Source organism: Agrobacterium genomosp. 2 str. CFBP 5494, assembly GCF_900013495.1.
Taxonomy (GTDB): domain Bacteria; phylum Pseudomonadota; class Alphaproteobacteria; order Rhizobiales; family Rhizobiaceae; genus Agrobacterium; species Agrobacterium pusense.
In genome coordinates this window covers 540745-566843 of sequence record NZ_LT009719.1, presented here as the reverse complement: position 1 = coordinate 566843, position 26099 = coordinate 540745, and the positions used below count along the sequence as shown (strand labels likewise).

Here is a 26099-nt window from a genome sequence, read left to right as displayed (position 1 = left end):
GACGATCATGGCTAGGAATAATAATGGCAACGAGCGCAGGCGGCGGGGGACCGCCTCCGCACTTTGCCTCGGCGTCTCGCTGGCACTTGGCGGGGCCGCGCATGCGCAGGAAGCCTTCAATCTCGATGAGCTCATCGCTGCCGCGAAGAAGGAAAAGCCGATTACGGTTTATGCGGTTACCGGTAAGATCGTGGATACCGCGCAGGCGTTTACGGCCAAGTATGGCGTGCAGGTCAGCGGCAAGAAGGTGAACGAGGCGACGCAGGTCGAGTTGATGATCCGCGAACATCGGGCTGGCAATGTCGTCGGCGATGTGAGCGTGGCCACGGATGTTGCCTCCGCCATGGGCGAGCTTCTGCCGGCAGGTATCGCTACCAGCTGGACGCCGCCTGATATCGAAGGCGATATTCCGCAGAAGCTGCGGGATCCGCTCGTGGTCGTCTCAGACCCGCATGTCTGGACCTACAATACCGAGAAATACGACACATGCCCGGTCACCAACATCTGGCAGCTAACGGAGTCGCGTTGGAAGGGCAAGCTTGCCATGCTCGATCTATTCGACAAACCGCTTTATGCCGACTGGTTCAACCAAATCGAAACCCACCACGATGCCGATGTCGCCAAAGCCTACGAGGACCTCTACGGCAAGAAGCTGGAAACGGGCGAAAAAAGCGCAACGGCTGCCTGGGTGAAAGCCTTTGCCGAAAATGCGCCGCTCTTGACGGATTCCAGTTCGGTGGCGGACGCTGCCGGTGCTCCGGGACAGACCGATCCCTTCTTCGTCATCACCTCGGTCGCGAAGTATCGTGACAATGAAGCCAAGGGGCTGAAGCTCGGTCTTTGCAGCGGTGTAAAGCCATTTTCCGGATTCCTCTATCCCGGTTTCGGCCTGATTGCCGGGCAAACGAAAAGCCCGAATGCCGCGAAACTCTTCCTGCATTATCTGATGACGGAAGAAGGCATCGCGCCTCAGACCGCTGACGGCAAGCTTTCCGGCAATATGAAAATCGCCCTGCCGGCGGATGAGCCTTCGAGGGTCGCCGATCATCTCGATGAGCTGATGGCTTTCGACGCCGCAACGGCGGCCGACGATCTCGACAAGCGCGAAGGCTGGCAGGATTTCTGGCGTGTGAATTACAAAAAATAAACGGAAGGCGGGGTGCAAACCCGCCTGTCTTTTCCTTGGGAGGGGAAACGATGCGAAAAATGAAATTGAGGGCTGCCTCGGCCATGGCCGCAGGTGCAATGATTATAGGCGCTTCCGCTCTGCCCGCCGCGGCTGAAGAGCCATTCGATCTCGATGCCGTCCTTGCGGCGGCAAAGCAGGAGAAGCCGATCAACATCTATGACAGCACCGGCAAGATCGTTGAGATGGCGGATAAATTCAGCGCCAAATACGGGCTGAAGGCGACGGGCGTAAAGGTCTCCGCCAATAGCCAGCTGGAGATGATCATCCGCGAAAGCCAGTCGAACAATGTGCAGGGGGATGTGGTGTTGATTACCGATGCGCCCTCTGCACTTGCCCAGCTTCTGCCGGCGGGTTTTGTGGAAAATTACCTGCCGGGCGACATGACCTCGAAAATTCCGGCGCAGTTTCAAAACCCACTGGCCATTTCCACCAACGCCAACGTCTGGGCGTATAATACCGAAGCCTATGACAAATGCCCCGTGACGAATATCTGGGAACTGACCGAGCCGAAATGGAAAGGCAAGGTCGCCATGGTCGATCCGCTCAGCAAGAGCACCTATACCGACTGGTTCAACCAGCTTGAAGCCCACGGTAATGAAAAGATAGCGGCGGCCTATAAGGCTCATTTCGGCAGGGAGACGGAGGAAAAGAGTGCGGCAGCTGCGTGGATAAAGGCGCTGGCTGCGAATGGCCCGCTCGCCACCGATGGCGACGACCCTGTTGCGGAAGCGGTTGGCGCGCCCGGCCAGAACCAGCCCTTCTTCGGCCTACTAAGTTCAGCCAAATTTCGCGACAATGCTGACAAGGGCTACAAGCTCGGCCTCTGCACCGACCTCGATCCCTGGGCCGGCTGGACCTATATCAAGCTCGGCCTGATGGCCTCCAAGACCAAAAGCCCGAACACGGCCAAGCTCTTTATCCACTATATCCTGACGGAAGAGGGCATCGCCCCGCAGATGAAGGACGGTAAGCTGCCGACCAATACCGACATCAAGATGCCGGATGATGAGCCTTCTGGGCTGATGAAGGTTGCCGATCGGCTGATGGGATACAATTCTGCTACGGGTCTCGATGATTTCGATCGGCGCGAGGAGTGGCAGGATTTCTGGCGCGTCAACTACACGAAGTAATCCCGGCTGGCGCGGTCCTGGCCGCGCCGCCTCCTCCTTTTTGCGAATGAACGGAATGGACATGCCGATGCAGACCTCATTGAGCGAACGAAATCCTGGAGATGAGGGCGCTTTTTCCCGCTCCGGGCGGTTGATGAAAATCGCCGAAACAGCGGCGCGTGCCGTGCGCGATCCTCTGCTTGCGGCATTCCGATCGGATATGACGGTGGACTACAAGGTCGATCTCCACGATATCGTGACTATCCACGACAAGCGCGCCGAGGCCGCCATTCGCACCATCATTCTCGAACGGGAACCCAACTCGGCCATCATGGGTGAGGAGGGCGGCCAGATCGGTAGCGGTGAGGTGCAATGGTATGTCGACCCCATCGACGGCACGGCAAATTTCGCCCGCGGCCTTGCCTTCTGGTGCGTGTCCATTGCCGCCGTTATCGACGGGAAGGTTGTTGCCGGCGTGGTTTATGACCCTGTCGCGGAGCAGATGTTTTCGGCCGATGTCCAGGCGTCTTATCTGAACGGCGAAAGGCTGCGCTCGCGTAGCGTCTCGGACGAGACACGGGCGACGCTCATCACCGGCTATCCCGTCTCGCGCGATTTCCGGCTGGATGGGCGGGAAGCGGCGCTGGCCAATTTCGGTACTCTTACTGAGACCTTTTCTACATTGCGCCGGCCCGGCAGCGCTGCGCTCAGCATTGCTCACGTCGCGGCGGGCTGGACGGATGCGGCCGCTGGTTTCGGCGTCAACGCCTGGGATGTGGCAGCCGCCATCCTCATTCTCAAAAATGCCGGCGGCGCCTATGAACCTCTCACTCTTGGAAAGGTGGCGGAAGGCGCCGCCGAATTCCTTTGTCCGGGTTATATAGCCACGGGTGAGGGGGCCAACTACCCGACATTGCAGCGGGTGGCACGAGCCATATCCGCAAGCCGCAGCGCCAAGACGTCGGTGCAACACGGGCCAACCGCCGCAGAAACTGAAAAAGCAAAGATATGACGGCTGCCGTACCGGTGCCGGGGAGACATGACATGCCGCAACCGCAACAGACCATAGCCCGAGAGCAGGAGAGCGGCGAACTGCCGAAGCTCAGCCGCATCTATGAACGGCATCCGCTTTATGGTGTCGATCTCTTCATTTCGGGCAAAGAGGGTGCGAGCGACCTCAATCTTCTGCGTCAGAACGGCATTACCACCGTCGTCAATTGCGCCGTCAATCTGGACTTCAATTTCGTGGAACAGTCCGATGTGGTTTCAGATCATGAAGGCAGCGTCTATGGGCCGGGCGAAATCCGATATTACAAGATCGGTCTGATCGACGGGGCCGGAAATCCTGATACCCAAATGGTGGCAGCCCATTATATTCTGCGGGCGGCGCTGGAGCAGATTCTGCCGGAAAAACCATCTTACCCCCGCCGGGAGCGCGGCAATGTGCTCATCAATTGCCGGGGCGGTCGTTCCCGCTCTGTCGCCGTCGTCGCGCTCTTCCTCCATCTTACACTGCCAGCGGAGTTTCCGGCCCTGGGCGACGCGATAAGCTTCGTTCGTCTGAAACGAGAACTGCCGGAAAATGAGTGGTATAAGGCTCCGAAACCCGTCCTGGCCGAAGCCGCCCGCCGGGCTGCCGGCTGGATCGCGATGATCGACGCGGCCCACTGAAGAAGGCGCTCATTCGGGCCGCGCTTCCCATTCCGCACAGGCATCTCGTTTTTTGTCGATCTGCAAAAAAGAAGGGTCGCTGGGCGACCCTTTAGTCGGGGATGGGAAAGAAGTATCAGGCAAGTCCGCCGATATGGAACGTCTTTATTTCCAGATATTCTTCGATGCCGACCTGCGCGCCTTCGCGGCCAAGGCCGGATTGCTTGACGCCGCCAAAAGGGGCGACCTCGGTGGAAATCGCGCCGGTGTTGAGGCCCACCATTCCGAATTCCAGCGCTTCACCCACGCGCCAGGCGCGTCTGAGGCTTTCAGTGTAGAAGTAGGCCGCAAGCCCAAACGGGGTGCCGTTGGCGATGGCGATCGCCTCTTCTTCCGTCTCAAAACGGAAGAGGGGAGCGACCGGGCCGAAGGTCTCTTCGCTTGCCAGACGCATGCCGGTCGTTGCGCCGATCAGCACAATGGGGGCGGTGTATTGCGGACCTTCCGGTAGAGGGCGGGGTCTGGTGATGATCTTCGCACCTTTGGCCACGGCATCTTCCACATGGGCGCGGATCTTCGCTATGGCCGGCTCATTGATCATTGGGCCGACGGACACACCGGCCTCCGTGCCGGGACCGACCCGCATGGCATCAACGCGATCCGCCAGTTTTTTTGCAAAGGCGTCATAAACGCCTGCCTGAACGAGAATGCGGTTGGCGCAGACGCAGGTCTGCCCACCATTGCGGAACTTCGAAACGAGCGCGCCTTCCACGGCCAGATCGAGATCGGCATCGTCGAAAACGATAAAGGGCGCGTTGCCGCCCAGTTCCAGCGAGAGCCGCTTTACACTGTCGGCAGCGCCTCGCATCAGGATTGAGCCAACGCGGGTTGAGCCCGTGAAGGAAATTTTCCGCACCGTCTCATTCGCCATGATTTCGTTGCCGATATCGGTCGGCATGCCGGTCACGATGTTGATGACACCACCGGGAATACCGGCCCGTTCGGCGAGAACACCGAGCGCCAGTGCCGAATAGGGCGTGAATTCGGAAGGCTTGATGACGACGGTGCAGCCGGCGGCAAGTGCGGGTGCAACCTTGCGCGTGATCATCGCGTTCGGAAAGTTCCACGGGGTGACGATGCCGCAGACGCCGACCGGTTCTTTCAGCACCACAATGCGCCGGTCCGGTGTCGGTGAAGGGATGGTGCTGCCGCCAATACGGCGAGCTTCTTCCGCGAACCATTTGACGAAGGATGCGCCATAGCGGATTTCTCCCTTCGCCTCCTCAAGCGGCTTGCCCTGTTCCGTGGTCAGGATCAGCGCAAGATCGTCCATATGCTCGATCATCAGGGCGAACCATTTTTCGAGAAGGGCCGCCCGCTCGGCATGGGTCTTTTTTCTCCAGGGGCCGAAGGCCGCATCGGCGGCCTCCACCGCCGCCCGGGTTTCCCCTCCGCCCATATCCGGCACGCTGCCGATGACTGCCTGCGTTGCCGGGTCGATCACGTCGACCGCCTTGCCCGATGCCGCTGCCTTCCATGCGCCGCCGATCAGGCCGGCCTGGCGAAAGAGATCCCTATCCTTCAAACCTTGCATCATCTGTCTCCGAAATCAGTCGAGCGCTGCGAGAACTGCAGCCGTTATGGCGTCCGTCTCATCCCTGCCCGGCACGGTGCCGATACCCCGGCCGGTCGTCGTTTCCAGTGCGGCCATAATCCGAGCCGCGGCATTCTTTTCCCCGAGATGCTCGAGCATCATCGCTCCCGACCAGATGGCGGCTATTGGGTTCGCGATGCCGAGATGGGCGATGTCAGGCGCTGAACCGTGCACCGGCTCGAACATGGAGGGCGCGCTGCGGTCGGGATTGATATTGGCGGAGGCGGCAAATCCGAGACCGCCCTGAATGGCCGCGCCCAGATCGGTCAGAATATCGCCGAAGAGATTGGAGGCGACGACGACATCGAGGCTTTCCGGCGCCATCACCATGCGCGCCGCCATGGCGTCGATGTGGTAGCTGGAAACCTCGACACCGGGATATTCGGCGGCGAGCCTGTGCGTTACCTCATCCCAGAACACCATCGAATATTTCTGGGCATTCGACTTGGTGATGGAGGCCAGCTTGCCGCGACGTTTCTGCGCCTGTTCAAAGCCGAAACGCAGGATGCGCTCCACGCCCGTCCGGGTGAAGATCGAGGTTTCCACGGCCACCTCATCGTCCGTGCCCTGATGCACCCGGCCACCGGCGCCGGAATATTCGCCCTCGGTATTTTCGCGAATGCAGAGGATATCGAATCGATCCGCCTTCAACGGACCTTCGACACCGGGAAGCAATCGGTGCGGTCGGATATTGGCATATTGCACGAAGGCCTTGCGGATCGGCAGCAGCAGGCCGTGCAGAGATACCGAATCCGGAACTTCGGCCGGCCAGCCTACGGCCCCGAGGAGTATGGCGTCGAAACCGCGCAGGGTCTCAATACCGTCCTTGGGCATCATCGCGCCGGTTTCCCGATAGAAGGCGCAGGACCAGGGGAACTCCGTTCCTTCAAGCGCAAAACCGGAGGTTCTGGCGGCGGCGTTGAGTACCTGCCATGCGGCATGAGTGACGCTCTTGCCGATGCCGTCGCCGGGAATGAGTGCGATGCGATGCGTTTTCAAGAAATTTCCCCTGTCACAGTCCAATTAGGACGCTCTTGCTCTTGCGGTTGGCGAGATAGGCTTCCCGTCCGAGATCCTTGCCGATGCCGGAACGTTTGTAGCCGCCGGTAGGCAGAATGTGGTCGCGCGAGCGGCCGTAACGGTTGACCCAGATCGTACCCGCCTGGATGGCGCGGGACAGGCGCATGACGCGTGAGACGTCACGGCTGAAAAGACCCGCCGCCAGACCGTAGGTCGGATGATCGGAAAGCGAAAGAGCCTCTTCTTCCGTGCGGAAGGTCTGCAGCGTCAGCACCGGCCCGAAGATTTCCTCGGTCACGGCGGGGGAGGTCTGGTCGACATTGGCGATCAGTGTTGGCTGGTAGAAATAGCCGGGGCCGTCCATGATCGCGCCGCCGGTGAGGCATTGGCCGCCATGGGAGACCGCCGCCTGCACGATACCGTCGATGCGCTTGCGCTGCACCTCGGAGATAATAGGCGAATATTGCGTTGCCTCGTCCCAGGTGGGCCCGGGCTTCACCGCCTTCATGCGGGCGATGATCGCGGCGGAGAGGGCATCTGCCGCACTGTCCTCCACGAGGATGCGCGAGCCGGCCACACAGGCCTGCCCGGCATTGGAGAGAATATTGGCGGCGATGGCCGTCGCCGCCTTTTCGATATCCGCATCGGCGAAGACAATCTGTGGGCTCTTGCCACCAAGTTCCAGCGTCATGGGCTTGATCCCTGTACGGGCGATATTGGCCATGATGGCGGCTCCCGCGGCGGTGGAGCCGGTGAAGCTCACCTTGGAAATCTCGGGATGGCCGGTGATGGCGTTGCCCGTGACGGGACCGTCGCCCAGCACGATGTTAATGAGGCCGGCGGGTAACCCGGCCTTGATCGCCAGCTGCGCCATGAAAATACTGGAGAAGGGTGTCATCTCCGAAGGTTTCAGCACCACGGCATTGCCTGCCGCAAGCGCCGGGCCAAGCTTCCAGCCAGCCATGGAGACCGGAAAATTCCACGGTGTAATCGCACCCACCACGCCATAGGGCTCCGTCATGATCATGCCGAGGCTCGTGTCGTCGGTCGGCACCAGATCGCCGCCTTCCTTGTCGGCGAATTCGGCGAAGAAGCGGATTTGCTCGGCGGTCACGGCGATATCGCCGGCGATCAGTTGGCCGACCGGCCGGGTCGAGGACAGCGCCTCGATCTTTGCCAGCGTCTCGGCTTCCTGCTCTATCAGGTCAGCCCAGCGTTGCAGGACCCGGGTGCGCTCGCGCGGGCGCACCCCGCCCCAGTTGCTGCTTTTCAGTGCGGCCTTGGCCGTTTGCACCGCTTCATCCACCAGGGCTGCATCCGCCTTCGGGCACCCGGCATATGGGGCCCCGTCCGATGGGCGGTGCATGTCGATACCGTTTTCAGCGGTGACGAGCCTGCTGCCGATGAAGTGGCCGATTGGCAGGGACAGGCTGTCTGGATCGAAGCTGAGCGTCATGGGAAATCCCCTTTGAATATGCCCTCAAAGCTAATTCCTGTCGGCAAGCGAAATCGACCGACTGCAGCCGTGGCAGTGAACGAAAATCCCGTTTTACCGTTGCCAGACAGCGCAATCTTTGGTGCGTGCTGCCTGTGGTCTCTCGCCGGTTCCCGTTGTCGCGGGCAACCTGGAAAACCCGCGAGATACGCCTCATCCGTTCACTGTGACGTAGATTTTGCGCACCGTCTCAATGGTCCTCCAGACGCCGACGAAACCGGGTTTCATTACGAAACTGTCGCCCGCCGTATAACGCTGCGGTTCGCCGCCATCAGGGGTGATTTCGATGACGCCGGCCAGAATATGGCAGAACTCGAAGGTCTCACCTTTGATGGAACGGCTTTCCCCCGGTGTCGCTTCCCAAATGCCTGTCTTCACGGTTCCGTCGCGAGCTTCGTCAAGCGCCCAGGTCTTGAACGACGGGTCGCCTGCAATGAGGCGTTCTGGCAGCGCCTTGGAGGCCTTGGGCTCGAAATCGGGGTTGGTATCGATGGGCTTGAGAAGCGGCATGGATTTTCCTTTCTGAAACAGGCGTGATGATCAATATCCGCGGCGGCGGTCGACAAGGCCGAGCGGTTGAAGACCGGACTCGTGGCGTTTGATGTTTTCGACAACGGTGCGTGCCGCGGAATGGGGTTGAGTGACGCTGGCGATATGCGGCGTCAGGAGAATTTTGGAGTGGGTCCAGAAAGAATGGTCTTCGGGCAACGGTTCGGGATCCGTAACGTCGACCACCGCACCCGAGAGCCGGCCTTTATCGAGCGCATCGAGGAGTGCGCCGTGATCGAGCTGTCTGCCACGTCCGGCGTGAACAAGTCCCGCGCCATCGGGTAAAAGGCTCAGGCGCTGGGCGTTGAGAAGTCCGGTGGTCTCGTCCGTCAGCGGCAGCAGGCAGATGAGGATGTCGCTGGTGGAGAGTATGGCTTTCAGCCCGTCATCGCCATGGTGACAGGTGACGCCATCGATCTCGCGCGGCGACCGGCTCCAGCCGGCGAGCGGAAAGCCGAAAGTTCTTAACCGCTCCAGCGCTGCGACGCCCAGCATGCCGAGGCCAAGGACGCCAATCCGGCAGTCTTCTGCCTGTCGTTGCGGCAGCGCCTTCCACAACTGCTGCCGCTGCTGTTTCAGATAGGCGGGGAGATTGCGGTGAAGGGCGAGCACGCCGAGGCAGATATATTCCTGCATCATGCGGATGATCCCCTCATCCACCATGCGTACGACTTTCACCGTCTGCGGGACCGTATCGATGTGAAACTGGTCCACACCGGCCCCGATCGAAAAGAGGATTTCGAGGTTACGATAACGCGCTATATCCTCCGGCACCGTCCAGGTGATGAGGTAACGGACTGCATCGGGATCGACCTTGGAGGCATCCATTGCGAAGGGGAGATCCGGCAATTCGTCAGCCAGGGCCTGCCGGAAGATTTCGCCGCGTCTGGCGTCGGAGTTAAAGAGAAATGTCATCTGATCCGTGGTCTCGAGGGTTCATGCCGTGCAGCGCCGGCCGAGCATTTCCAGCATCGACTGGCAGGCGGAAAGTTCGCCCGCTGTTATGAATTCGTCCGGTTTATGGGCGCGGCCGATATCGCCGGGGCCGCAGATGATGGCGTCGATGCCCGCAGCCTGAAAGAGCCCGGCCTCCGTGCCATAGCTGACGGCCGCGAGACCGGGAGTGCCGGTCAGTTCCTCCAAAAGCGAGGCAAGCGGGGCCTCGGCGAGAAGCGACAGCGCCGGATAGGCGCTCATCGGCAGCCATTCGATATCGACACCTGTCGCGGTGAGCGCCTCCACGCTACGTCGTACCGGCTCCAGCAGGTCGATTGGCGAGACACCTGAAATAGCCCTTGCCTCCAGTTCGATGGCGCAATGATCGGGAATGATGTTGATCGCCTGTCCGCCGTTGACGGTACCGATCTGCAGGGAAGAGTAGGGCGGCTCGAAGGTCTTCTCTAAAGGACCCCGGGTCAACGCGTCTGCCGCCTCCACCGCCGTCGCGATGATGCCTGCCATCAGATGAATGGCGTTCACTCCCTGATCGGGCCGTGAAGAATGGCCTGACCTGCCACGGATGCTGACCCGCGCCGCGGCTTTTCCCTTGTGGGCACGCACGGAACGCAAATTGCTGGGCTCGCCGATAATGGCGCCCGCCGGTGGCGCGCACAGTTCCGGCAGGCGCGCGATGAGATGGGGAACACCGCGGCAACCTGCCTCCTCGTCGTAGGAAAAGGCGATATGCACGGGGCGCTGAAGCGTCATGCGCGAATAGGCAGGGGCTGCGGCGAGGACGGTTGCCAGAAAACCTTTCATGTCGGTCGTCCCGCGTCCGTAAAGCCTGTCGTTTTCCGTTCTCAGCCGGAAAGGATCGGAAGACCATTCCGGTTCTCCGGCGGGTACCACATCCATGTGCCCGGACAGAATGTAACCGGCCCGATCGGCTGGTCCGAAGGTGGCGAAGAGATTGGCGCGGTCTCCCTCCGGCCCCGGAATCACGGATACTCTTGCGCCATGGCTTTCCAAATATTCGGCAATCCATCCGGCAATGTCGCCATTGGCCGTTCCCACCACTGACGGAAAGGCGACGAGACGCTCAAGGATTTCGATTGCGTTCATGGTCGTCCCCGTTGGCCCGTTATGATGGCCGCATTGCTCATTGCAAAAGCTTAGAACGGCCGAAGGCGTTTATCTGCTGAAAAGCGAGGTATTTCGGTAGATTGTTGTGTCCTTCCAGTGCTTTCAGAAAATTCGTGCTGGCATGGCTCGTTATCCTCGGACGTCATGGCTTGGACGCCGGGAACGCTGGTTCCCCGCGCTGGAGGGAGTGAGAGCCGTTTGCGATGGAGCTGCTCAAAGTCGATAGTTTCGAGTTGCGGACCGTGGATATTGCCGATGTGGAGGCAGATCGTCTGCACGCCCTCTCCATGGCGGTCGGATGGCGCTATCACGCCAATGAATGGTGTTTCCTGAGGCAATGCGGTGTCGGTCTCGCTGCGCTGGACGAGATCGACCGTGTTGTCGCGACAGCGATGCTCTTTCCCTATGATCAGGGTTTCGCGACACTCGGCATGGTCATCGTATCGCCACGTCTGCAGGGGCGTGGCGTGGCGCCCTGGCTGGTGCGGCAGCTTCTGGGGAAATACCCGGCAACCGTCTTGCGGCTGAACGCCACCGACGTTTCACGTCGTCTTTTTGCAGGGCTAGGCTTTTCCGGAGATGCGGAAAAGGTGCAGCTGTTTCGGGGCAGGGCGCGCTCCCCCGTGCAGACACCGGGGCTTGGCAGAAAGCAACGGATCGAGCCCCTCTCGGAAGATCATTTGTCGGCGGTCGTGACGATTGACCGGGTGGCTTTGGGCGTATCGAGGCGGGGCGTGCTGCAACGTCTTCTGCGCGACAATACTGGCTATGGCCTTTTCGAGGTCGATCGTCTGGTGGCTTTCGCGCTGCGCCGGGCGGCCGGGCGAGGTCACATCGTCGGTCCGGTCGTCGCAGTTGAGGAGAAAGATGCGGTCGCGCTGGTGAGCCGGCATTTTGCCGATCTGGACGATCAGCTCGTCCGTCTGGATGCCGTGCAAGACCAGCGCGTATTGACCGATTTTCTGACGCAATCCGGCCTGGTCGTGATCGAAACTCTTACCACCATGTCGAAACAGACGCCGCAGCCTGCGGGTTCGGGTCCGGCGAGGATTTTCGCCCTTGCGGGTCCATCGCTGTGCTGAAGCGCAGTTTTGAACCGCCTCAATTCGACTGATTATGTGGTGGTCCTTTTTCGGGCGTCGCCCGACGCGATGCGTTCCGCTGCGCTAGAAACATGCTTTGATGATTGACGCACTGCCCCTTGACCCTTATGTGAGAAAGCGACGGTTCCTGCAGCCGAAAGGCGAAGGGATTAATAGGGAACACGGTGCGGGTGATGATTATCGCCCAATGCCGTGGCTGCCCCCGCAACTGTAAGCGGATTGCCGCTCATCCTCGTGACGCCGATGGCGTCATGCCACTGCATTCTCCGGAATGCGGGAAGGCAGATGAAAGGCGCAAATCCGTGAGTCAGGAGACCTGCCGTCAAAATATAAACCATCGTTACGGGCGGGGAAGCCCGGAAGAGGAGATTGTAATGTTATTTCATAACATTTGGTTTGCGTCCTGTTACCGTTCTCCGTACAAGACGTTCCGTGGTTGCTGCGCGTTCTGACGCCGCTGCTCTGGAACAAGCGATTTCATTTCGATTGGAGAACACATGTTTCATTCTGGACGCCTGCCGGTCCGCGCCGGCTTTCTCGCTGCTGCGCTTGCAGTTCTGCCCGCCGCCACCGCCAATGCTGCGGAAACGGTATATCCTTTGACAATCAAAAGCTGCGGTCACGACATCACCTTCAAGCAGCCGCCCGCCCGCGCCGTCTCCGTCGGCCAGAGCACGACTGAGGTTCTTTATCTGCTCGGGCTGGCCGACAAGGTCGTTGGCACGGCCCTGTGGATCGGCCCGGTCCTTGCGGGCTATGAGCAGGCCAATTCCAGGGTGGAGCGTCTGGCCGACAATGATCCAAGCTTCGAGGCCGTCGTCGGAAAGAGGCCGGACCTCGTCACAACGCAGTTCCAGTGGCAGATCGGCCCCGAGGGCGTTGTCGGTACGCCAGCGCAATTCGCCGAACTCGGCATTCCTGTTTACACCTCGCCGGCAGATTGCGTGGGCAAGGACAATTCCGGGGGCGGCGACGGCGTGCGCAAGACCGGCTTCACAATGGATTTGATCTATCAGGAAATCCGCGACCTCGCGCAGATTTTCAACGTCCAGGATCGCGGCGAAGAAGTGGTCAATGATCTCAAAAAACGGGAAGATGCTGCCCGCGCGAAGATTGCTTCCGCAAACGGCAAGCTTTCCGCCGTGTTCTGGTTCTCCAGCGCGGAACTGGATATCGATCCCTATGTGGCGGGCCGCAATGGCGCGCCCGGCTACATCATGTCGGCGCTCGGCCTGAAGAATGTGATCGAGAGCGACGAAGAATGGCCAACGGTCGGTTGGGAAACCATCGCCAAGACCAATCCTTCGGTGATTGTGGCCGGAAAGATGGACCGCCGCCGTTTCCCGGCTGACGACATCGCCGTCAAGCAGAAATTCCTCGCCACCGATCCCGTGGCCAGCATCATGCCAGCTGTGAAGGAAGGTCACGTCTTCGAGATGGATGCTCAGGCGATGAACCCGACCATCCGGACGATCGAAGGCATTGAAACGCTGGCTGAGGCAATTTCGGCTGCCGGTCTCGCCAAGTGAGCGGGTTTTCAATCCATCTCGGCAGAGGAGGGCTGGTTTTTGCCGCGCTCGCCCTGCTGCTAGGCGCGCTGATGGCCGGGGCGGCCATCGGCGAAACCGCCATTCCATTCGATGTGGTGGCGAAAACCATCGCCAACCGGGTGTTTGACGCCGGTTATCCGCTGGAACCGCTGGATGAGGGAATTGTGTGGAGCTATCGTCTCAGCCGCGCCGTCGTGGCCGCCTGCTGCGGGGCTTCACTGGCGCTTGCCGGCGCGGTTCTGCAATCGCTGCTGCGCAACCCGCTTGCCGACCCCTATATCCTCGGTATTTCCGCGGGCGCCTCCACCGGAGCGGTGGGCGTGGCCCTTCTCGGCTTTGGGGCGGGCTTTCTGACAATGCCGGCGGGGGCACTGATCGGTGCCTTCGTCGCATTCTCGCTTGTCAGTCTTCTGGCGGTGCGTGCAGGGCACGGCAACAGTGCCATCATCCTGGCCGGGGTGGCTGGTTCGCAACTGTTCAATGCCATGACGTCCTTTATCGTCACCAAATCCGCCAATGCCGAACAGGCGCGCGGTATCATGTTCTGGCTGCTGGGGAACCTCTCGGGTGTGCGCTGGCCGGATGTGTGGCTGGCCCTGCCGGTCAGTGTTGCCGGTCTTGCGGTTTGCCTCTGGCACGCCCGGGCGCTTGATGCTTTCGCCTTCGGCGGGCAGGCGGCTGCCTCGCTCGGCATTCCGGTGCGGCGGACCTATGCAGTACTGATCTCGGTTTCGGCGATCATGACGGCGGTGATGGTCTCGCTGGTCGGGTCCATCGGCTTTGTCGGCCTCGTCATTCCCCACGCGGCACGCATCTTCGTCGGCGTCCGCCATGGGCTGCTGCTGCCGGTGACAGCATTGACCGGTGCAGTATTCATGATCATCGCCGATATTCTCTCCCGCATTGTCATTCCCGGGCAGGTGCTGCCCATCGGCGTTATCACCGCGCTCGTCGGCGCGCCCGCCTTCGCCTTCATCCTCGGACAGAAGAGGGGACGTTCGTGAAGCTATCCGCTCATGACCTGAAATTTCGCGCAGGCAATATCGACATCGTACGCGGTGTCTCGCTCGATGTCGGCTCCGGAGAGTTTCTCGGCATAATCGGCCCGAATGGGTCCGGTAAAAGCACGCTGCTCTCCATGCTGGCCGGCATCCGCAAGCCGCGCCACGGTCACGTCATGCTCGGCGGCGATCCGCTCGCCTCCCTCGGACGGCGTGAACTCGCTCGCCGGCTGGCTTTTGTGGAGCAGCAGGCCGAAACCACCGAGCGCATCACGGCACGACAGGCGGTGGAATTGGGGCGCACGCCCTATCTCGGTCCACTTTCGGCGTGGTCTGCGCATGACGACGCGATCGTCGAGGCCGCGCTCGATAATGTCGACATGGCCGACAAGGCGGAGCGCAGCTGGCACCACCTTTCCGGTGGTGAGCGCCAGCGACTGCATATCGCCCGCGCATTGGCGCAGGAGCCCGATATTCTGCTGCTGGACGAGCCTACCAATCACCTCGACATCGGCCACCAGATCGGCTTGCTCGATCTGGTGCGCCGGCAGGGATTGACCGTTGTGGCGGCCCTTCATGATCTCAATCACGCCGCCATGTTCTGCGACCGCATCGCCATTATGCATCGCGGTGAGATGATCGCCATCGGCGCGCCGCGCGAAGTCCTGACGCCGGCAACGATAGCGTCCGTCTTCGGAGTGGAATGCGTTGTGACGGTTGATGGAAGCGGCCTTTCGCACATTCGTTTTCTGCCGGCCCACGGACGGGCCGATCATGCAAGAAAGGTCATGGCATGATGAAATTGCTTAGGCTTGCAAGAGTTGCAGGCGTTGCCGTGCTCATGGGGTCGGGTTTATCCGCACATGCCTCGGCAGAAACCTTCGAGGTGAAAATGCTGAACAGGGGCGAGAAGGGCCCAATGGTGTTCGAGCCCGATTTTCTGGAGATCACCGCCGGTGATCGCGTGCGCTTCGTGCCGACCCACAAGAGTCACAATGCCGCGACCGTTGAGGGGATGGTTCCTGAAGGTGTGGAAGGTTTCAAAAGCCGGATCAATGATGAATTCGAGACCGGTTTCGACAAGCCGGGTTTCTACGGTATCAAATGTTCACCGCATTATGGCATGGGCATGGTCATGCTGATCAAGGTCGGCGATGCGACCCTGCCGCAGAGCTACCGGACGGTCGATATGCCAGCTCGGGCAAAACCGCGCTTCGAGGAACTTTTCGAGCGCGCGGAAAAATGAGGTGCCGGTCAATCCGTGCAACAGGGTCGGGAATGATCCGCCCCCCCCAGTCACCGTTGCGGATTGGTCATCAGAAGACCGTCTTCTACGGTCAGGGACTTGACGCTCTGGATCTCACAATCTGGCCTGAGGACACAGACGGAGCCTCAGGTTTTGCCTGTGATGCCCGGCTTCACCGCGCAGACTGCATAACGATGCTGCAGTCCCCGGAGTATACCTTTCAGCAGGCTGAAATTTTTCGCCTGGGCGCGGTGAATGGCCTGGAGTTCCTGATCGATTGCAACAGGTTGGAAACCCGTCTGTCGCAGAAGCGCTGCAACTTCGCCGGCTCTCGCACCGTTTGAAAAATAGACACGCGACAGGATGCTGGTGAAGGTGTTTTCCGGATCCGCTGGCTTGTGCGGCTGATCCTGTTTGACCAATCCCAAGCCTTCGAGACCTGCCGCAAGTTTCTTTACCAGTTTTTCGCGCCAGCTGGTATTCACGAAATCGCCATCCACGATCAGCAGGCGTCCACCCGGTTTCAGCACTCGGAACCACTCCGCGAAACTTGCCCGTGGATCGACCAGCGTCCAGACCAGATGGCGGGTGATGATGACATCGGCGCTCTCATCCGGCTCCATCGTGTTTTCGGCATCGCCGACGAAGAAACGGATACTACGCCCACGGCTTTTTGCTTTTTCACGGGCAAGCGCCAGCATTGTTTCGGACCAGTCCATGCCGGTAACCTGAAATCCCAGATCGTCCATGAGGTGAGAGATGACGCCGGTGCCGCTGGCAAGATCGAGCGCGCTGCGCCCCTCACCCGGACCAAGATGTTTCAAGATCAGCGCGTGCCACGCCTCTCGCTCCTCTTCGGAGAAAATTTCATGGCCGGGGGACAGGTCGAAAGTCGCGGCGCGGCCGGACCAGTAGGCTTTGATTTCGTCTCTCAGGCTGTCGTTTTTGCCATATTCTATGGTGTCGATCATTGGTCTTCAGCTCATGTACCGGTCAGTTAAGAATGGCTCTAAAACATAAATGTTGACTAGTACAGTCAGAAAATAATACAGCCGCGCCAGTTAATACTGGAGAGCAATATCCGATGCGCATCTCAGCCAAATCTGCGGCATTTGCCCTTGGCCTTCTCGTATCTGCGGCATGGCCGGCATTGGCCGAAAAGGTCACCGTCAAGGATGTGACCGGCCGGGATGTCGAAGTCAACGTTCCCGTTTCGCACGTCATTCTCGGCGAAGGCCGGCAAATTTACTTCCTGGCGGCGCTCGACAAGGAAAACCCTTTCCAGCACGTGGTTGGCTGGCGTGACGATCTGTCGAAAGCCGATCCGGAAACCTACGACGCCTATCTCGCCAAATATCCCGATATCGCCAAGCTGCCGACTTTCGGCGGCATGAAGGACGGCACCTTCGATGTCGAGCAGGCCGTTGCCCTGAAGCCCGACGTCATTCTGATGAACATCGACGCGAAGACGGCGACCGAAGAGGCAGGTTACATCGAAAAGCTCGCAAAGGTCGGCATTCCGCTGGTCTATGTCGACTTCCGCGAAAAGCCGATGGAAAACACCGAGCCGAGCATGCGTCTGATGGGCAAGCTGATCGGCAAGGAAAAAATCGCGGAAGACTTCATCACGTTCCGGGCGGAATCCATCGCGAAGGTAACGGACACGCTTGAAAAGGCAAATCCGAAGAAACCTGTTGTGTTCATGGAGCGTGCCGGCGGTTACTCCGACGATTGCTGCATGTCTTTCGGCAACGAGAATTTTGGCAAGATGGTGGAGCTGGCGGGCGGCATCAACATGGCCAAGGCTATTATTCCGGGCACCTTCGGCACCGTCAATCCTGAGCAGATCATCGCTTCCAACCCGGAGCAGATCATCATCACCGGCGGCAACTGGAACGGTTATGTTCCCGGTGGCAACTGGGTCGGCGTCGGTTACGGCGCGGATGTGAAGGAGGCCCGTCGCAAGCTGGAAAACCTGACCAAACGCCCGGCTTTCACAGGCGTCCAGGCCGTGAAGGATGGCAATGTCCACGCCATCTGGCACCAGTTCTATAACAATCCCTATCAGTTCGTGGCTATTCAGGAAATCGCCAAGTGGCTGCACCCTGATCTCTTCAAGGATCTCGATCCCGAAGCCACGTTCAAGGAACTTCACGCCCGCTTCCTGCCGCTTGACTACAAGCCCGGCTACTTCGTTTCGCTGAAGGATGCGAAATAAGACAGGGACGGTGAAGGAGGAGCGCCGGTCCACTCGATGGATGAAGCCGCAGCCACGCGGCTTCATCGTTTTTGTTTTGAACTTGATGAGGACCTTCTCATGCGGCTCAACGCCCTCAGGCATCTTGCGATGCTGGCCTTCTCCCTTCTAGCCGTCGCGGCTCATGCGGGGGAGATCACCGATGTCACCGGACGCAAGATCGAGCTGGACCTGCCGGCCAAGCGTGTCATCGTTGGCGAGGCGCGCCAGGTTCACGTCATCGCGGCGCTGAAGGGCGACCAGACTTTCGATACTATTGTTGGCTGGCGTGACGACCTGCTCAAGAAGGACCCGGACAGCTACGCCGCCTACGTCGAGCGTTTCCCCGAGATCGAGAAACTGCCGCGCTTCGGTTACGTGCCACAGGGGGATTTCAGCCTCGAGTCGGCCATCACGCTTTCGCCTGATGTCATCACACTCAATCTCGAAGCGGAGAAATCAGCCAAGGAAAGCGGTTTCGAAGAAAAAGCCGAAGCTGCCGGTATCAAGGTCGTCTATCTCGATTTTCGCATCGATCCCGAAAAGAACAGTGAGGCCTCGGTCGAAATCCTCGGCAAACTCTTCGGTGCTGAAGAGCGCGCGAAGGACTTCATCGCCTATCGCCGTGCCGAAATCGCCCGTGTGACCGACCGGCTCGCCAGCGTCAGGGACTTGAAGCGCCCTAACGTCTTCATTGAGCGTTCGCCCGGCATTTCTGGTGAAAACAACTGCTGCCGCACTTTTGGCCCGGCCAATTTCGGTGCCATGGTCGATCTCGCCGGTGGTCGCAATATTGCGGATGGCATCATCAAGACGACCTTTGGCGACCTCAATCCCGAACAACTCGTCGTTGCCGATCCCGAGCACGTGATTGTCACAGGTTCGAACTGGGCGGCTGAATCCGACATCAATCAGTTCGTTCCCGTAGGACGCGGTGCGGATATGGCTCTTTCCCGTGAGCGACTGGCCAACCTGATGAAGCGCACGCCGTTTCCGGAACTGACGGCCGTCAAGCAAGGCAACGTGCACGCCGTCTGGCACCAGTTCTATGGCGCGCCTTACGAGTTTTTCCCGATCCAGCAATTCGCCAAGTGGTTTCACCCGGACCTCTTCGCCGATCTCGATCCGGAAAAGAATTTCGAGGAGTTTCACCGGAAATTCCTTCCCGTCACCTACAAGCCCGGCTATTTCGCCTCGCTCGAAAAAGGTTTGAACCAATGAGTTCGCTGAATGAAAGCGCCGTTGGCGTCAGCGGGCGCGATCAATATCGCGCCCTTGCCGCGCGCAGGATCGTCATCCTCTTCGGGCTTTTCATCGCCCTGTGTTTCAGCATGGCCGCAGACATGGCGCTCGGTCCGGCTCGCTACACCCTCTCCGAAGTGCTTGCGACCATCGCCGATCCGGCCGCGGTGGGAAACCAGCTGCGTGTGGTCATCTGGGACATCCGCATGCCGATCGCGCTGATGGCGGTCACCGTCGGCGCGTCGCTTTCGGTGGCGGGCGCTCAGATGCAGACCATCCTGTCGAACCCGCTCGCCAGTCCGTTCACGCTCGGTATCTCGGCCGCCGCAAGCTTCGGTGCGGCGCTGGCGCTCGTCGGCGGGGTGGCGATCTTTCCGGGCGCCGTGCACTACATGGTGCCGATCAATGCCTTCATCATGGCAATGGTTGCGGCCCTTTTCATCCATTTCGCGTCGACCCTTCGCGGTGTGACGGTTGAAACGATCGTGCTGCTTGGCATCGCACTGGTCTTTACCTTCAATGCGGCGCTGTCGCTGCTCGAATACCTCGCTTCCGAACAGGCGCTTGCCGCCGTCGTCTTCTGGACCATGGGCAGCCTGACGAAGGCGACCTGGGACAAGGTCTATGTCACCGCCGCCATTCTTCTCGTTACCGTGCCGATGTTCATGCGCAACGCCTGGGCGCTGACGGCGCTCAGGCTTGGCGATGACAAGGCGGCCAGCATGGGCATCAATGTGCGCCGTCTGCGGCTGCAGACGATGCTGACGGTCAGCCTGCTGGCCGCCATTCCGGTTTCTTTCGTCGGCACAATCGGTTTTGTCGGGCTGGTGGGGCCGCACATCGCCCGCATGCTGGTGGGTGAAGATCAGCGCTTCTTCCTGCCGGGTTCGGTGATCTGCGGAGCATTGCTGTTGTCTGCAACCTCGGTCATCAGCAAGATACTCATTCCCGGCGCTGTTCTGCCGATCGGCGTCATCACGGCGCTGGTGGGCGTACCTTTCTTTTTCGCGCTTATTTTCGGTAACAGGAGACGCGCATGGTAGCCCTCGCATTGAAGGATGTTGGCGCCGCCTATGGGCGCACCACGGTTCTCTCCAAGGTGGGCATAGATACGCTCGAAAGCGGTAGCGTGACGGCGGTGATCGGCCCGAATGCCGCCGGCAAGTCGACGCTTTTCAAGCGCATCGCCAGCCTGATCTCCGGTCCGGGGCTGGTGGAACTTTCCGATACCGCCCGTGGAGACCGCGCCATCTGCTACATGCCGCAGGACACCGGCGCAAACGCGGTGCTGACGGTCTATGAATCCGTTCTGCTTTCCGCCAAGCAGGGCGGCGGCTGGCGCGTTCAGGATCATGAGCTGTTCGAGATCGACGCCATTCTCAAGGCGCTGAAAATCCATGACCTTGCCTTCCGCGGGCTTGGCGAATTGTCAGGCGGCCAGCGCCAGCTGGTCTCGCTGGCACAGGCGCTTGCCCGCAAGCCGGAGGTGCTGCTGATGGATGAGCCGACTTCCGCACTCGATCTCCACCGGCAGATCGAGGTTCTGGGCTTCGTCACCGAACTCGCGCAGAAGACAGGCATGATCGTTCTTATTGCTCTGCATGATCTCAACCACGCGCTGCGCTATTGCGAGAAGACGATGGTGATCGCACAGGGCGAAATGGTGGTGAGCGGCAGCACGGAAGCGGTGATAACATCCGACATGCTGCGCGAAATCTATCGCATCGATGCACGTATCGAACCCTGCTCGCAGGGCAGGCCGATGGTCATCGTCGACGGGGCAATCTGACGATGGAAGAACCCGGCTGCAAAAATTGCCGGGTTCCCTGGTAACTCGGGCCATGGGCCCGCGTCGGCGCACTAATTCTCGATGATGAGGATGGTACGGACAAGCTCGATGTATCCGCCTGGGGCGCAACATCGGTGGACGATTTGTTGTGGTATGATGATAATGGAAATGCCGTTATCCTCTCGGCCAGACACGTCCGTCTCCGTCACGCTGAACGGGGTCGATGTCAATGTACTCGACGCATCGGACTTCATTTTCGCCAGCGCATCGGCGCTTGCCGCGTAAAGGAAAAACCGGCTGTGGGCTTTCAAAACCAGCAGCAGACACCGCCGCAGTCCCTCACTGCGGCGGTCGTTTCGCCCCTCAAAACTACGTTTTTCGGCCTCACGCTCGTCAGCGGTGTCGTCAACGTATTGGCGCTGACGTCGCCGCTTTTCATGTTGCAGATCTATGACCGGGTACTGGCAAGCGGCAGTCTGCCGACCCTGGTCGGGCTCGGGCTTCTTGCTCTCGGGCTTTATGGTTTCCAGTGCCTGCTCGATATCATCCGTGCCCGTGTCCTGATCCGTATCGGCGAAGACTTCGACTTGCGCTACTGCCGCAGAGTGCATGACGCCGTGGTGCGCCTGCCGCTCGTCAACCGCATGCCGGGTGACGGCCTTCAGCCGCTGCGTGATCTCGACAATGTACGCGGCTTTTTATCCGGCACGGGTCCGACTGCCTTTTTCGACCTGCCGTGGATGCCGCTTTATCTCGGCATATGTTTCCTGTTCCATTTCTGGATCGGTGTAACGGCGCTTGGCGGCGCTGTGCTGCTGGTCTCGCTCACAATTTTCACCAATATCTTTTCTCAAAAACCAATCCGCGACACCATGGTGGAAAACATGGTCCGCAACCGGCAGCTGGAGGCCTCCCGCCGCAACGCAGAGGTGGTGCAGGCCATGGGGCTTGGTGGCCGGCTCGGTAAACGCTGGCAAAATTCCAACGAGGCCTATCTCGCCGCCAATCGCAGGGCGGGCGATGTAGCAGGCGGCCTCGGCAATATCGCAAAATCGCTTCGGGCCGTTCTACAATCGGCAATTCTTGCTGTCGGCGCTTGGCTCGTCATCGAGCAGGAAGCCTCCGGCGGCGTGATGATCGCCAGTTCGATCATGATGGGCCGGGCACTGGCGCCTGTCGATCTCGCCATTTCCAACTGGAGGTCCTTCGTGGCCGCCCGGCAGAGCTGGGCACGGCTGAGAGAGCTTTTTTCGCAAATGCCGGCCGATGCCGCTGCCATGGCCCTGCCGAAGCCAGAGAAGGAATTACGGGTCGAGAATGTCACCATCGTTCCGCCGGGCGGAAAAAAGCCCATCGTTGCTGGGCTCGGTTTCGTCGTGACAGCGGGAGACGCGCTCGGCGTCATCGGTCCGTCAGGTTCGGGCAAATCGACGCTATCGCGCATTCTCACCGGCGCGTGGATGCCTGCCGCCGGCAAGGTGCGGCTCGATGGCGCAAGCTTCGATCAGTGGGACCGGGAAGCGCTTGGCCGCCACATCGGTTATCTGCCGCAGGGCGTGGAACTTTTTGAAGGCACCATCGGGGAGAATATCGCCCGTTTCGCGGACAACCCAGATCCCGAAGCCATCATCGCTGCAGCTAGGGCTGCCGGCGCACATGAGCTGATCCTGCGTTTCGAAAAGGGGTATGACAGCGATATAGGCGAGGCGGGTTCAGCTCTCTCGGCCGGGCAGCGCCAGCGCATCGGTATGGCCCGCGCTCTTTATGGCAATCCCTTTATCGTGGTGCTGGATGAACCCAACGCCAATCTTGACGCGGAAGGCGAGGCGGCAGTGGTCCGGTCGATTGCCTCCGTCAAGGCGCGCGGTGGTATTGCCGTTGTCGTCGCCCATCGGCCAAGTGCCATCGGTGCGGTGGATTTCATCCTGATGATGGAAGAGGGAAGGATGAAGGCCTTTGGCCCGCGCGACGAGGTGCTGTCCAAGGTGCTGCGTGTTCCGCAGGGGCAGGGCGGCAAAGGTTTCACCGCATCCGCGCAAACGGTCTCACCGCTGCGCGTCGTGGCCAATACCCAGGCCCGGCCCGCCGGGCCGGAAGACGGCCGTGAAGAGAACAGCCGGAAGGGAGAGACGGATGTCAAAGATTGATCAGCGCAGCAGCGTTTCCCGCTCCATCCGCAAGCATCTCTTTGCGGGACTCGCCGCAAGCATTGCGCTTCTGGCCGGTGTCGGGGGCTGGGCCGCGACGACCCGTCTTGCCGGTGCAGTCGTCGCCTCCGGTCATCTGGTTGTGGATTCGTACACGAAAAAGGTCCAGCATCCGAGCGGCGGTGTCGTCGGTGAAATTCTTGTGAATGAGGGCGAGAGGGTGAAGGCCGGCGATGTGGTCATGCGTCTCGATGCGACGCAGACCCGTGCCAATCTCGCCATCGTGACCAAGCGCCTGGACGAACTGACTGCACGGATGGCCCGACTGGAAGCCGAGCGGGACGATTTGCTTGAACTCGCCTTTCCGCGGACTCTGATCGCGCGCATGGATGACCCGAATGTCGCTTCTGCCATGCGCAGTGAAGCGAAGCTGTTCGAATTCCGCAAGTCCTATCGCGAGGGCAGGAAAGCGCAGCTGTCCGAGCGCATCACCCAGTTCGAACATGAGATCGAAGGTCTGAAGGCGCAGGAAGTGGCCTATGATAACGGGCTTGCGGTGTTGCAGGCTGAAATTGCCTCGCAGAAATCCCTGCGCGAACAGGGCGTCGTCTCCGTGCAGCGGCTGAACAGCCTGCAGACTCAGGCCGCGACATTCGGCGGGGAGCGCGGCGAAAAAATCGCCTATCAGGCACAGACTGCGGGGCGCATCACCGAAACCAAGCTGCAGATCCTTCAGATCGATCAGGAATTGCGGACCGAGGTCGGGAGGGAACTGCGCGAAATACAGGCCCAGATGGGCGAATTCGTCGAGCGCAAGGTTGCCGCCGAAGATCAATTGAAACGCATTGATATCGTCGCGCCGCAATCGGGCACGGTGCATGAAATGGCTGTGCATACGGTGGGGGGCGTCGTAACGCCGGCCGATCCGATCATGCTGATCGTACCTGACGGAGATGACCTTGCGCTCGAGGTGCAGATCCTGCCGAAAGATATCGACCAGCTTCAGGTGGGGCAAAAGGCCATGCTGCGCATGACCGCCTTCAACCAGCGCGTCACGCCGGAGCTGGAAGGTCATGTCAGCCGCATTGCGGCGGATATCACGACAGATCAGCGCACCGGGCTCTCCTATTATCTGGCACGGATTTCCGTCCCGGTTACCGAGCGGAAGAAGCTGAACAATGCGCCGCTGATGCCGGGCATGCCCGCCGAGGCCTTTATCCAGACCAGCGAAAGAACGGCGCTGTCCTACATCGCCAAACCGCTGACGGACCAGATCAGCCGCGCCTTCCGGGAGGACTAGGAATCCGAACCCGACCTGAGGGCGTTATCCACCTTCGCCAAAACGGAAGCCGGCGAACCCTCTCGTTTGCGTCGGGATAGCCCAGACGCCGCCCGAAAATGGCGCTTTCTCAAGCCGGTCTTCGGACATGTTGTGGCGGTGTGATGTCAGGAAAAGGATGCTGAAATCAGGCCCTCCGAAGCAGGGCATCGTGGGGTGAGGGACAGGAGCCGCGATCACGTTCGTCAGCTTGCCATCGGGCGAGAAAATGTTCAACACGCCAGCGGAAACGCCCGCGCTGTAATAGTTGCCGCTGCTATCGAGACAGCCGCCATCGGGTCTTCCTGTTTCTTCGGTCATCCGGGCCACCTGTACGCCCTCATCGAAGGTGCCGTTCAGGCGGTCGAATTTTCGCCGGCGTATCCATTTCTGGACGGAATCGCTTTGCCACATAATCGAGCCGTCGGAAGAAAAAGCGAGGCCGTTCGGGCATGTCAGCCCGCTCTGCATGCGCTCGGCGCTTTTTTCGGTGATCCGCCAAAGCTCGCCATGGGGCTCCATGTCCGAAAGCGGCACATTGTGCATTGTTCCCACCCAGAAAGCGCGGTCGGGGCCGATCCGTCCGTCATTCAGCCGGCAGGGGATGCCTTCGGGTGCCGGAATGGAATGGAGGAGACGCGTTTTGCCGCTGTCCGGATCGAGGATGACGATGTCCATGCCACAAGTGACGATGAGTTCGCCGTTCTGGCAAAGGCCGAGACTTGAAACCGTCCTGGGGAACGGCCATTCTTGATAGACGCCGGGCTCAAGACCTGCGCACCGCACGGTCTTTCCGAGAATATCGCACCAGAAAAGCACCTGTCGCCGCTCGTCCCAGACAGGGGATTCCGCCAGTGTACTCATCGTGTCGCACAGAAGTTTCGTTTGCGACATGGCAAGCGCTTGTCCGGGATTTGCCGTATTCATGATGTTCGAACCGTTGAAAAAGATGCCGCAGAATTACTCGAAATAGTCCTGGTGGTTCTCGAAGACTTGCGAAAGAATGCCGAGGACACGTCTCAGATGTTTGCGCAAATTATCGGTCGCGCGGGCTTCGTCTCCTGCCCTGATTGCGTCATATACCGCCTCATGTTCGGAAAGCAGGCGTGCCATATGCGCTTCGTCGGTTATGGCGAGTGCCCGCAGTCGATCCAGCCCCGCCTTCTCGCGGATCAGCAGGGATTCCAGTCTTTCAAGCCCCGTCGCGGCGGCAAGCGCGCTGTGGAATTGGTCGTCATGAACGCGGAAAGCCTTTCTGTCTCCATTGCGCATTGCTGCCCGCTGGCCGTTCAGGGCGTGTTCGATCTCCTGTTCCGCTTCCGCTGTCAGGCCGATCTGGCACAGCCTGCACACTGCCGCCACCTCAAGTGCCTCGCGGATGAATTGCGCGCTGCGGATGTTCTTTTCCGATAATCTCGAAACATAGGTGCCGCGGCTTGGCAGCGTCACGATCAAACCATCGTCGCGCAGACGGCTCAGCGCCTCCCGCACCGGGGTTCGGCTGGAATTGAACGACTGTCCGATTTCGTTTTCCGAGACTGCCTGACCGGGAAAAAGCTCCCGCGAAAGGATGGCGGATTTCAGCGCGGAATAAATCTGGTCCACGACCGGACGGTTAAGGTCCAGTCGCTCCATTGTCGGCACGGTGCCGCCTGTCACGGGAATCTTCGGCATATACCCTCCAGCGTTCTCATAACCGGTATACCGGAACACAAGTCT

24 protein-coding genes, 1 pseudogene and 1 riboswitch are annotated in these 26099 nt (G+C 60.0%); of the genes and pseudogenes, 16 read left to right on the top strand and 9 right to left on the bottom strand.

Going from position 1 to position 26099, the window contains the following annotated elements; genetic code table 11:
- Nucleotides 1–7 precede the first annotated feature (7 nt).
- The 4 genes from AGR2A_RS17440 (at nt 8) to AGR2A_RS17425 (ending at nt 3969) form a co-directional block, all read left to right on the top strand.
- Nucleotides 8–1147: an ABC transporter substrate-binding protein gene (locus tag AGR2A_RS17440; RefSeq protein ID WP_072493684.1), complete on the top strand. Its 1140-nt coding sequence runs from the start codon at nt 8–10 to the stop codon at nt 1145–1147.
- An 83-nt stretch (nt 1148–1230) separates the two neighbouring features.
- Nucleotides 1231–2319 (top strand): ABC transporter substrate-binding protein, encoded by a 1089-nt coding sequence (locus tag AGR2A_RS17435; protein ID WP_162696201.1) that lies wholly within the window; start codon nt 1231–1233, stop codon nt 2317–2319.
- 61 nt (nt 2320–2380) lie between these two features.
- Nucleotides 2381–3310, top strand: coding sequence for an inositol monophosphatase family protein (locus AGR2A_RS17430; protein WP_162708873.1), 930 nt, complete (start codon nt 2381–2383; stop codon nt 3308–3310).
- 32 nt (nt 3311–3342) lie between these two features.
- Nucleotides 3343–3969 (top strand): dual specificity protein phosphatase family protein, encoded by a 627-nt coding sequence (locus AGR2A_RS17425; protein ID WP_022563563.1) that lies wholly within the window; start codon nt 3343–3345, stop codon nt 3967–3969.
- Nucleotides 3970–4084: 115 nt separating this feature from the next.
- On the opposite strand, the gene AGR2A_RS17420 is transcribed toward AGR2A_RS17425, so the two are convergent.
- The 6 genes from AGR2A_RS17420 to argE form a co-directional block, all read right to left on the bottom strand.
- Entirely contained in the window at nt 4085–5542 is a 1458-nt protein-coding gene (locus AGR2A_RS17420) for an NAD-dependent succinate-semialdehyde dehydrogenase (protein WP_072493682.1), read from the bottom strand.
- A gap of 15 nt (nt 5543–5557) precedes the next feature.
- Complete coding sequence (locus AGR2A_RS17415) at nt 5558–6601, bottom strand: tartrate dehydrogenase (RefSeq protein ID WP_072493623.1); 1044 nt, start codon at nt 6599–6601, stop codon at nt 5558–5560.
- A 13-nt stretch (nt 6602–6614) separates the two neighbouring features.
- The gene (locus AGR2A_RS17410) at nt 6615–8078 is read right to left on the bottom strand and encodes an aldehyde dehydrogenase family protein (RefSeq protein ID WP_072493622.1); all 1464 of its coding nucleotides are present in this window, start codon (nt 8076–8078) and stop codon (nt 6615–6617) included.
- A gap of 192 nt (nt 8079–8270) precedes the next feature.
- Nucleotides 8271–8627: a cupin domain-containing protein gene (locus AGR2A_RS17405; protein ID WP_022563567.1), complete on the bottom strand. Its 357-nt coding sequence runs from the start codon at nt 8625–8627 to the stop codon at nt 8271–8273.
- 30 nt (nt 8628–8657) lie between these two features.
- Complete coding sequence (locus AGR2A_RS17400) at nt 8658–9581, bottom strand: 2-hydroxyacid dehydrogenase (RefSeq protein ID WP_037091023.1); 924 nt, start codon at nt 9579–9581, stop codon at nt 8658–8660.
- 21 nt (nt 9582–9602) lie between these two features.
- A complete protein-coding gene (argE, locus tag AGR2A_RS17395; protein WP_035208573.1) occupies nt 9603–10727 on the bottom strand; it encodes an acetylornithine deacetylase in 1125 nt (374 codons plus the stop codon).
- 224 nt (nt 10728–10951) lie between these two features.
- Here argE and AGR2A_RS17390 point away from each other — a divergent pair, with 224 nt between their 5' ends.
- The 5 genes from AGR2A_RS17390 (at nt 10952) to AGR2A_RS17370 (ending at nt 15648) form a co-directional block, all read left to right on the top strand.
- On the top strand, nt 10952–11830 hold the full coding sequence (locus AGR2A_RS17390; protein ID WP_072493621.1) for a GNAT family N-acetyltransferase: 879 nt from the start codon (nt 10952–10954) through the stop codon (nt 11828–11830).
- Between the two features lie 125 nt (nt 11831–11955).
- Nucleotides 11956–12189, top strand: a riboswitch (cobalamin riboswitch).
- Nucleotides 12190–12348: 159 nt separating this feature from the next.
- Nucleotides 12349–13380, top strand: coding sequence for an ABC transporter substrate-binding protein (locus AGR2A_RS17385; RefSeq protein WP_037091027.1), 1032 nt, complete (start codon nt 12349–12351; stop codon nt 13378–13380).
- Nucleotides 13377–14405, top strand: a complete 1029-nt coding sequence (locus AGR2A_RS17380) for a FecCD family ABC transporter permease (protein WP_037091029.1) — start codon at nt 13377–13379, stop codon at nt 14403–14405. The genes AGR2A_RS17385 and AGR2A_RS17380 overlap by 4 nt, the downstream gene beginning before the upstream one ends.
- Complete coding sequence (locus AGR2A_RS17375; protein ID WP_072493620.1) at nt 14402–15199, top strand: ABC transporter ATP-binding protein; 798 nt, start codon at nt 14402–14404, stop codon at nt 15197–15199. Before AGR2A_RS17380 ends, AGR2A_RS17375 begins: the two co-directional genes overlap by 4 nt.
- Nucleotides 15196–15648, top strand: a complete 453-nt coding sequence (locus tag AGR2A_RS17370) for a pseudoazurin (protein WP_006698648.1) — start codon at nt 15196–15198, stop codon at nt 15646–15648. The genes AGR2A_RS17375 and AGR2A_RS17370 overlap by 4 nt, the downstream gene beginning before the upstream one ends.
- Nucleotides 15649–15794: 146 nt before the next feature.
- Here AGR2A_RS17370 and AGR2A_RS17365 read toward each other — a convergent pair whose 3' ends face one another.
- Nucleotides 15795–16619, bottom strand: a complete 825-nt coding sequence (locus tag AGR2A_RS17365; RefSeq protein ID WP_072493619.1) for a class I SAM-dependent methyltransferase — start codon at nt 16617–16619, stop codon at nt 15795–15797.
- A 113-nt stretch (nt 16620–16732) separates the two neighbouring features.
- On the opposite strand from AGR2A_RS17365, the gene AGR2A_RS17360 reads away from it, so the two are divergent.
- The 7 genes and pseudogenes from AGR2A_RS17360 (at nt 16733) to AGR2A_RS17330 (ending at nt 24362) form a co-directional block, all read left to right on the top strand.
- Nucleotides 16733–17866, top strand: a complete 1134-nt coding sequence (locus tag AGR2A_RS17360; protein ID WP_072493618.1) for an ABC transporter substrate-binding protein — start codon at nt 16733–16735, stop codon at nt 17864–17866.
- 99 nt (nt 17867–17965) lie between these two features.
- Nucleotides 17966–19105, top strand: coding sequence for an ABC transporter substrate-binding protein (locus tag AGR2A_RS17355; protein WP_072493681.1), 1140 nt, complete (start codon nt 17966–17968; stop codon nt 19103–19105).
- On the top strand, nt 19102–20169 hold the full coding sequence (locus AGR2A_RS17350; protein ID WP_034498339.1) for a FecCD family ABC transporter permease: 1068 nt from the start codon (nt 19102–19104) through the stop codon (nt 20167–20169). Before AGR2A_RS17355 ends, AGR2A_RS17350 begins: the two co-directional genes overlap by 4 nt.
- The gene (locus tag AGR2A_RS17345) at nt 20163–20915 is read left to right on the top strand and encodes an ABC transporter ATP-binding protein (protein ID WP_004438328.1); all 753 of its coding nucleotides are present in this window, start codon (nt 20163–20165) and stop codon (nt 20913–20915) included. Before AGR2A_RS17350 ends, AGR2A_RS17345 begins: the two co-directional genes overlap by 7 nt.
- Before the next feature lie 86 nt (nt 20916–21001).
- A pseudogene (locus tag AGR2A_RS17340) lies at nt 21002–21200 on the top strand (hypothetical protein); the annotation flags it as partial.
- A gap of 14 nt (nt 21201–21214) precedes the next feature.
- Nucleotides 21215–23062, top strand: coding sequence for a type I secretion system permease/ATPase (locus AGR2A_RS17335; RefSeq protein WP_072493617.1), 1848 nt, complete (start codon nt 21215–21217; stop codon nt 23060–23062).
- Nucleotides 23049–24362, top strand: coding sequence for an HlyD family type I secretion periplasmic adaptor subunit (locus tag AGR2A_RS17330; RefSeq protein ID WP_072493616.1), 1314 nt, complete (start codon nt 23049–23051; stop codon nt 24360–24362). The genes AGR2A_RS17335 and AGR2A_RS17330 overlap by 14 nt, the downstream gene beginning before the upstream one ends.
- 24 nt (nt 24363–24386) lie before the next feature.
- Here the strand turns inward: AGR2A_RS17330 and AGR2A_RS17325 are convergent, their stop codons facing one another.
- The gene (locus tag AGR2A_RS17325) at nt 24387–25307 is read right to left on the bottom strand and encodes an SMP-30/gluconolactonase/LRE family protein (protein WP_072493615.1); all 921 of its coding nucleotides are present in this window, start codon (nt 25305–25307) and stop codon (nt 24387–24389) included.
- Nucleotides 25308–25340: 33 nt separating this feature from the next.
- A complete protein-coding gene (locus tag AGR2A_RS17320) occupies nt 25341–26054 on the bottom strand; it encodes a GntR family transcriptional regulator (RefSeq protein WP_034498325.1) in 714 nt (237 codons plus the stop codon).
- Nucleotides 26055–26099 lie beyond the last annotated feature (45 nt).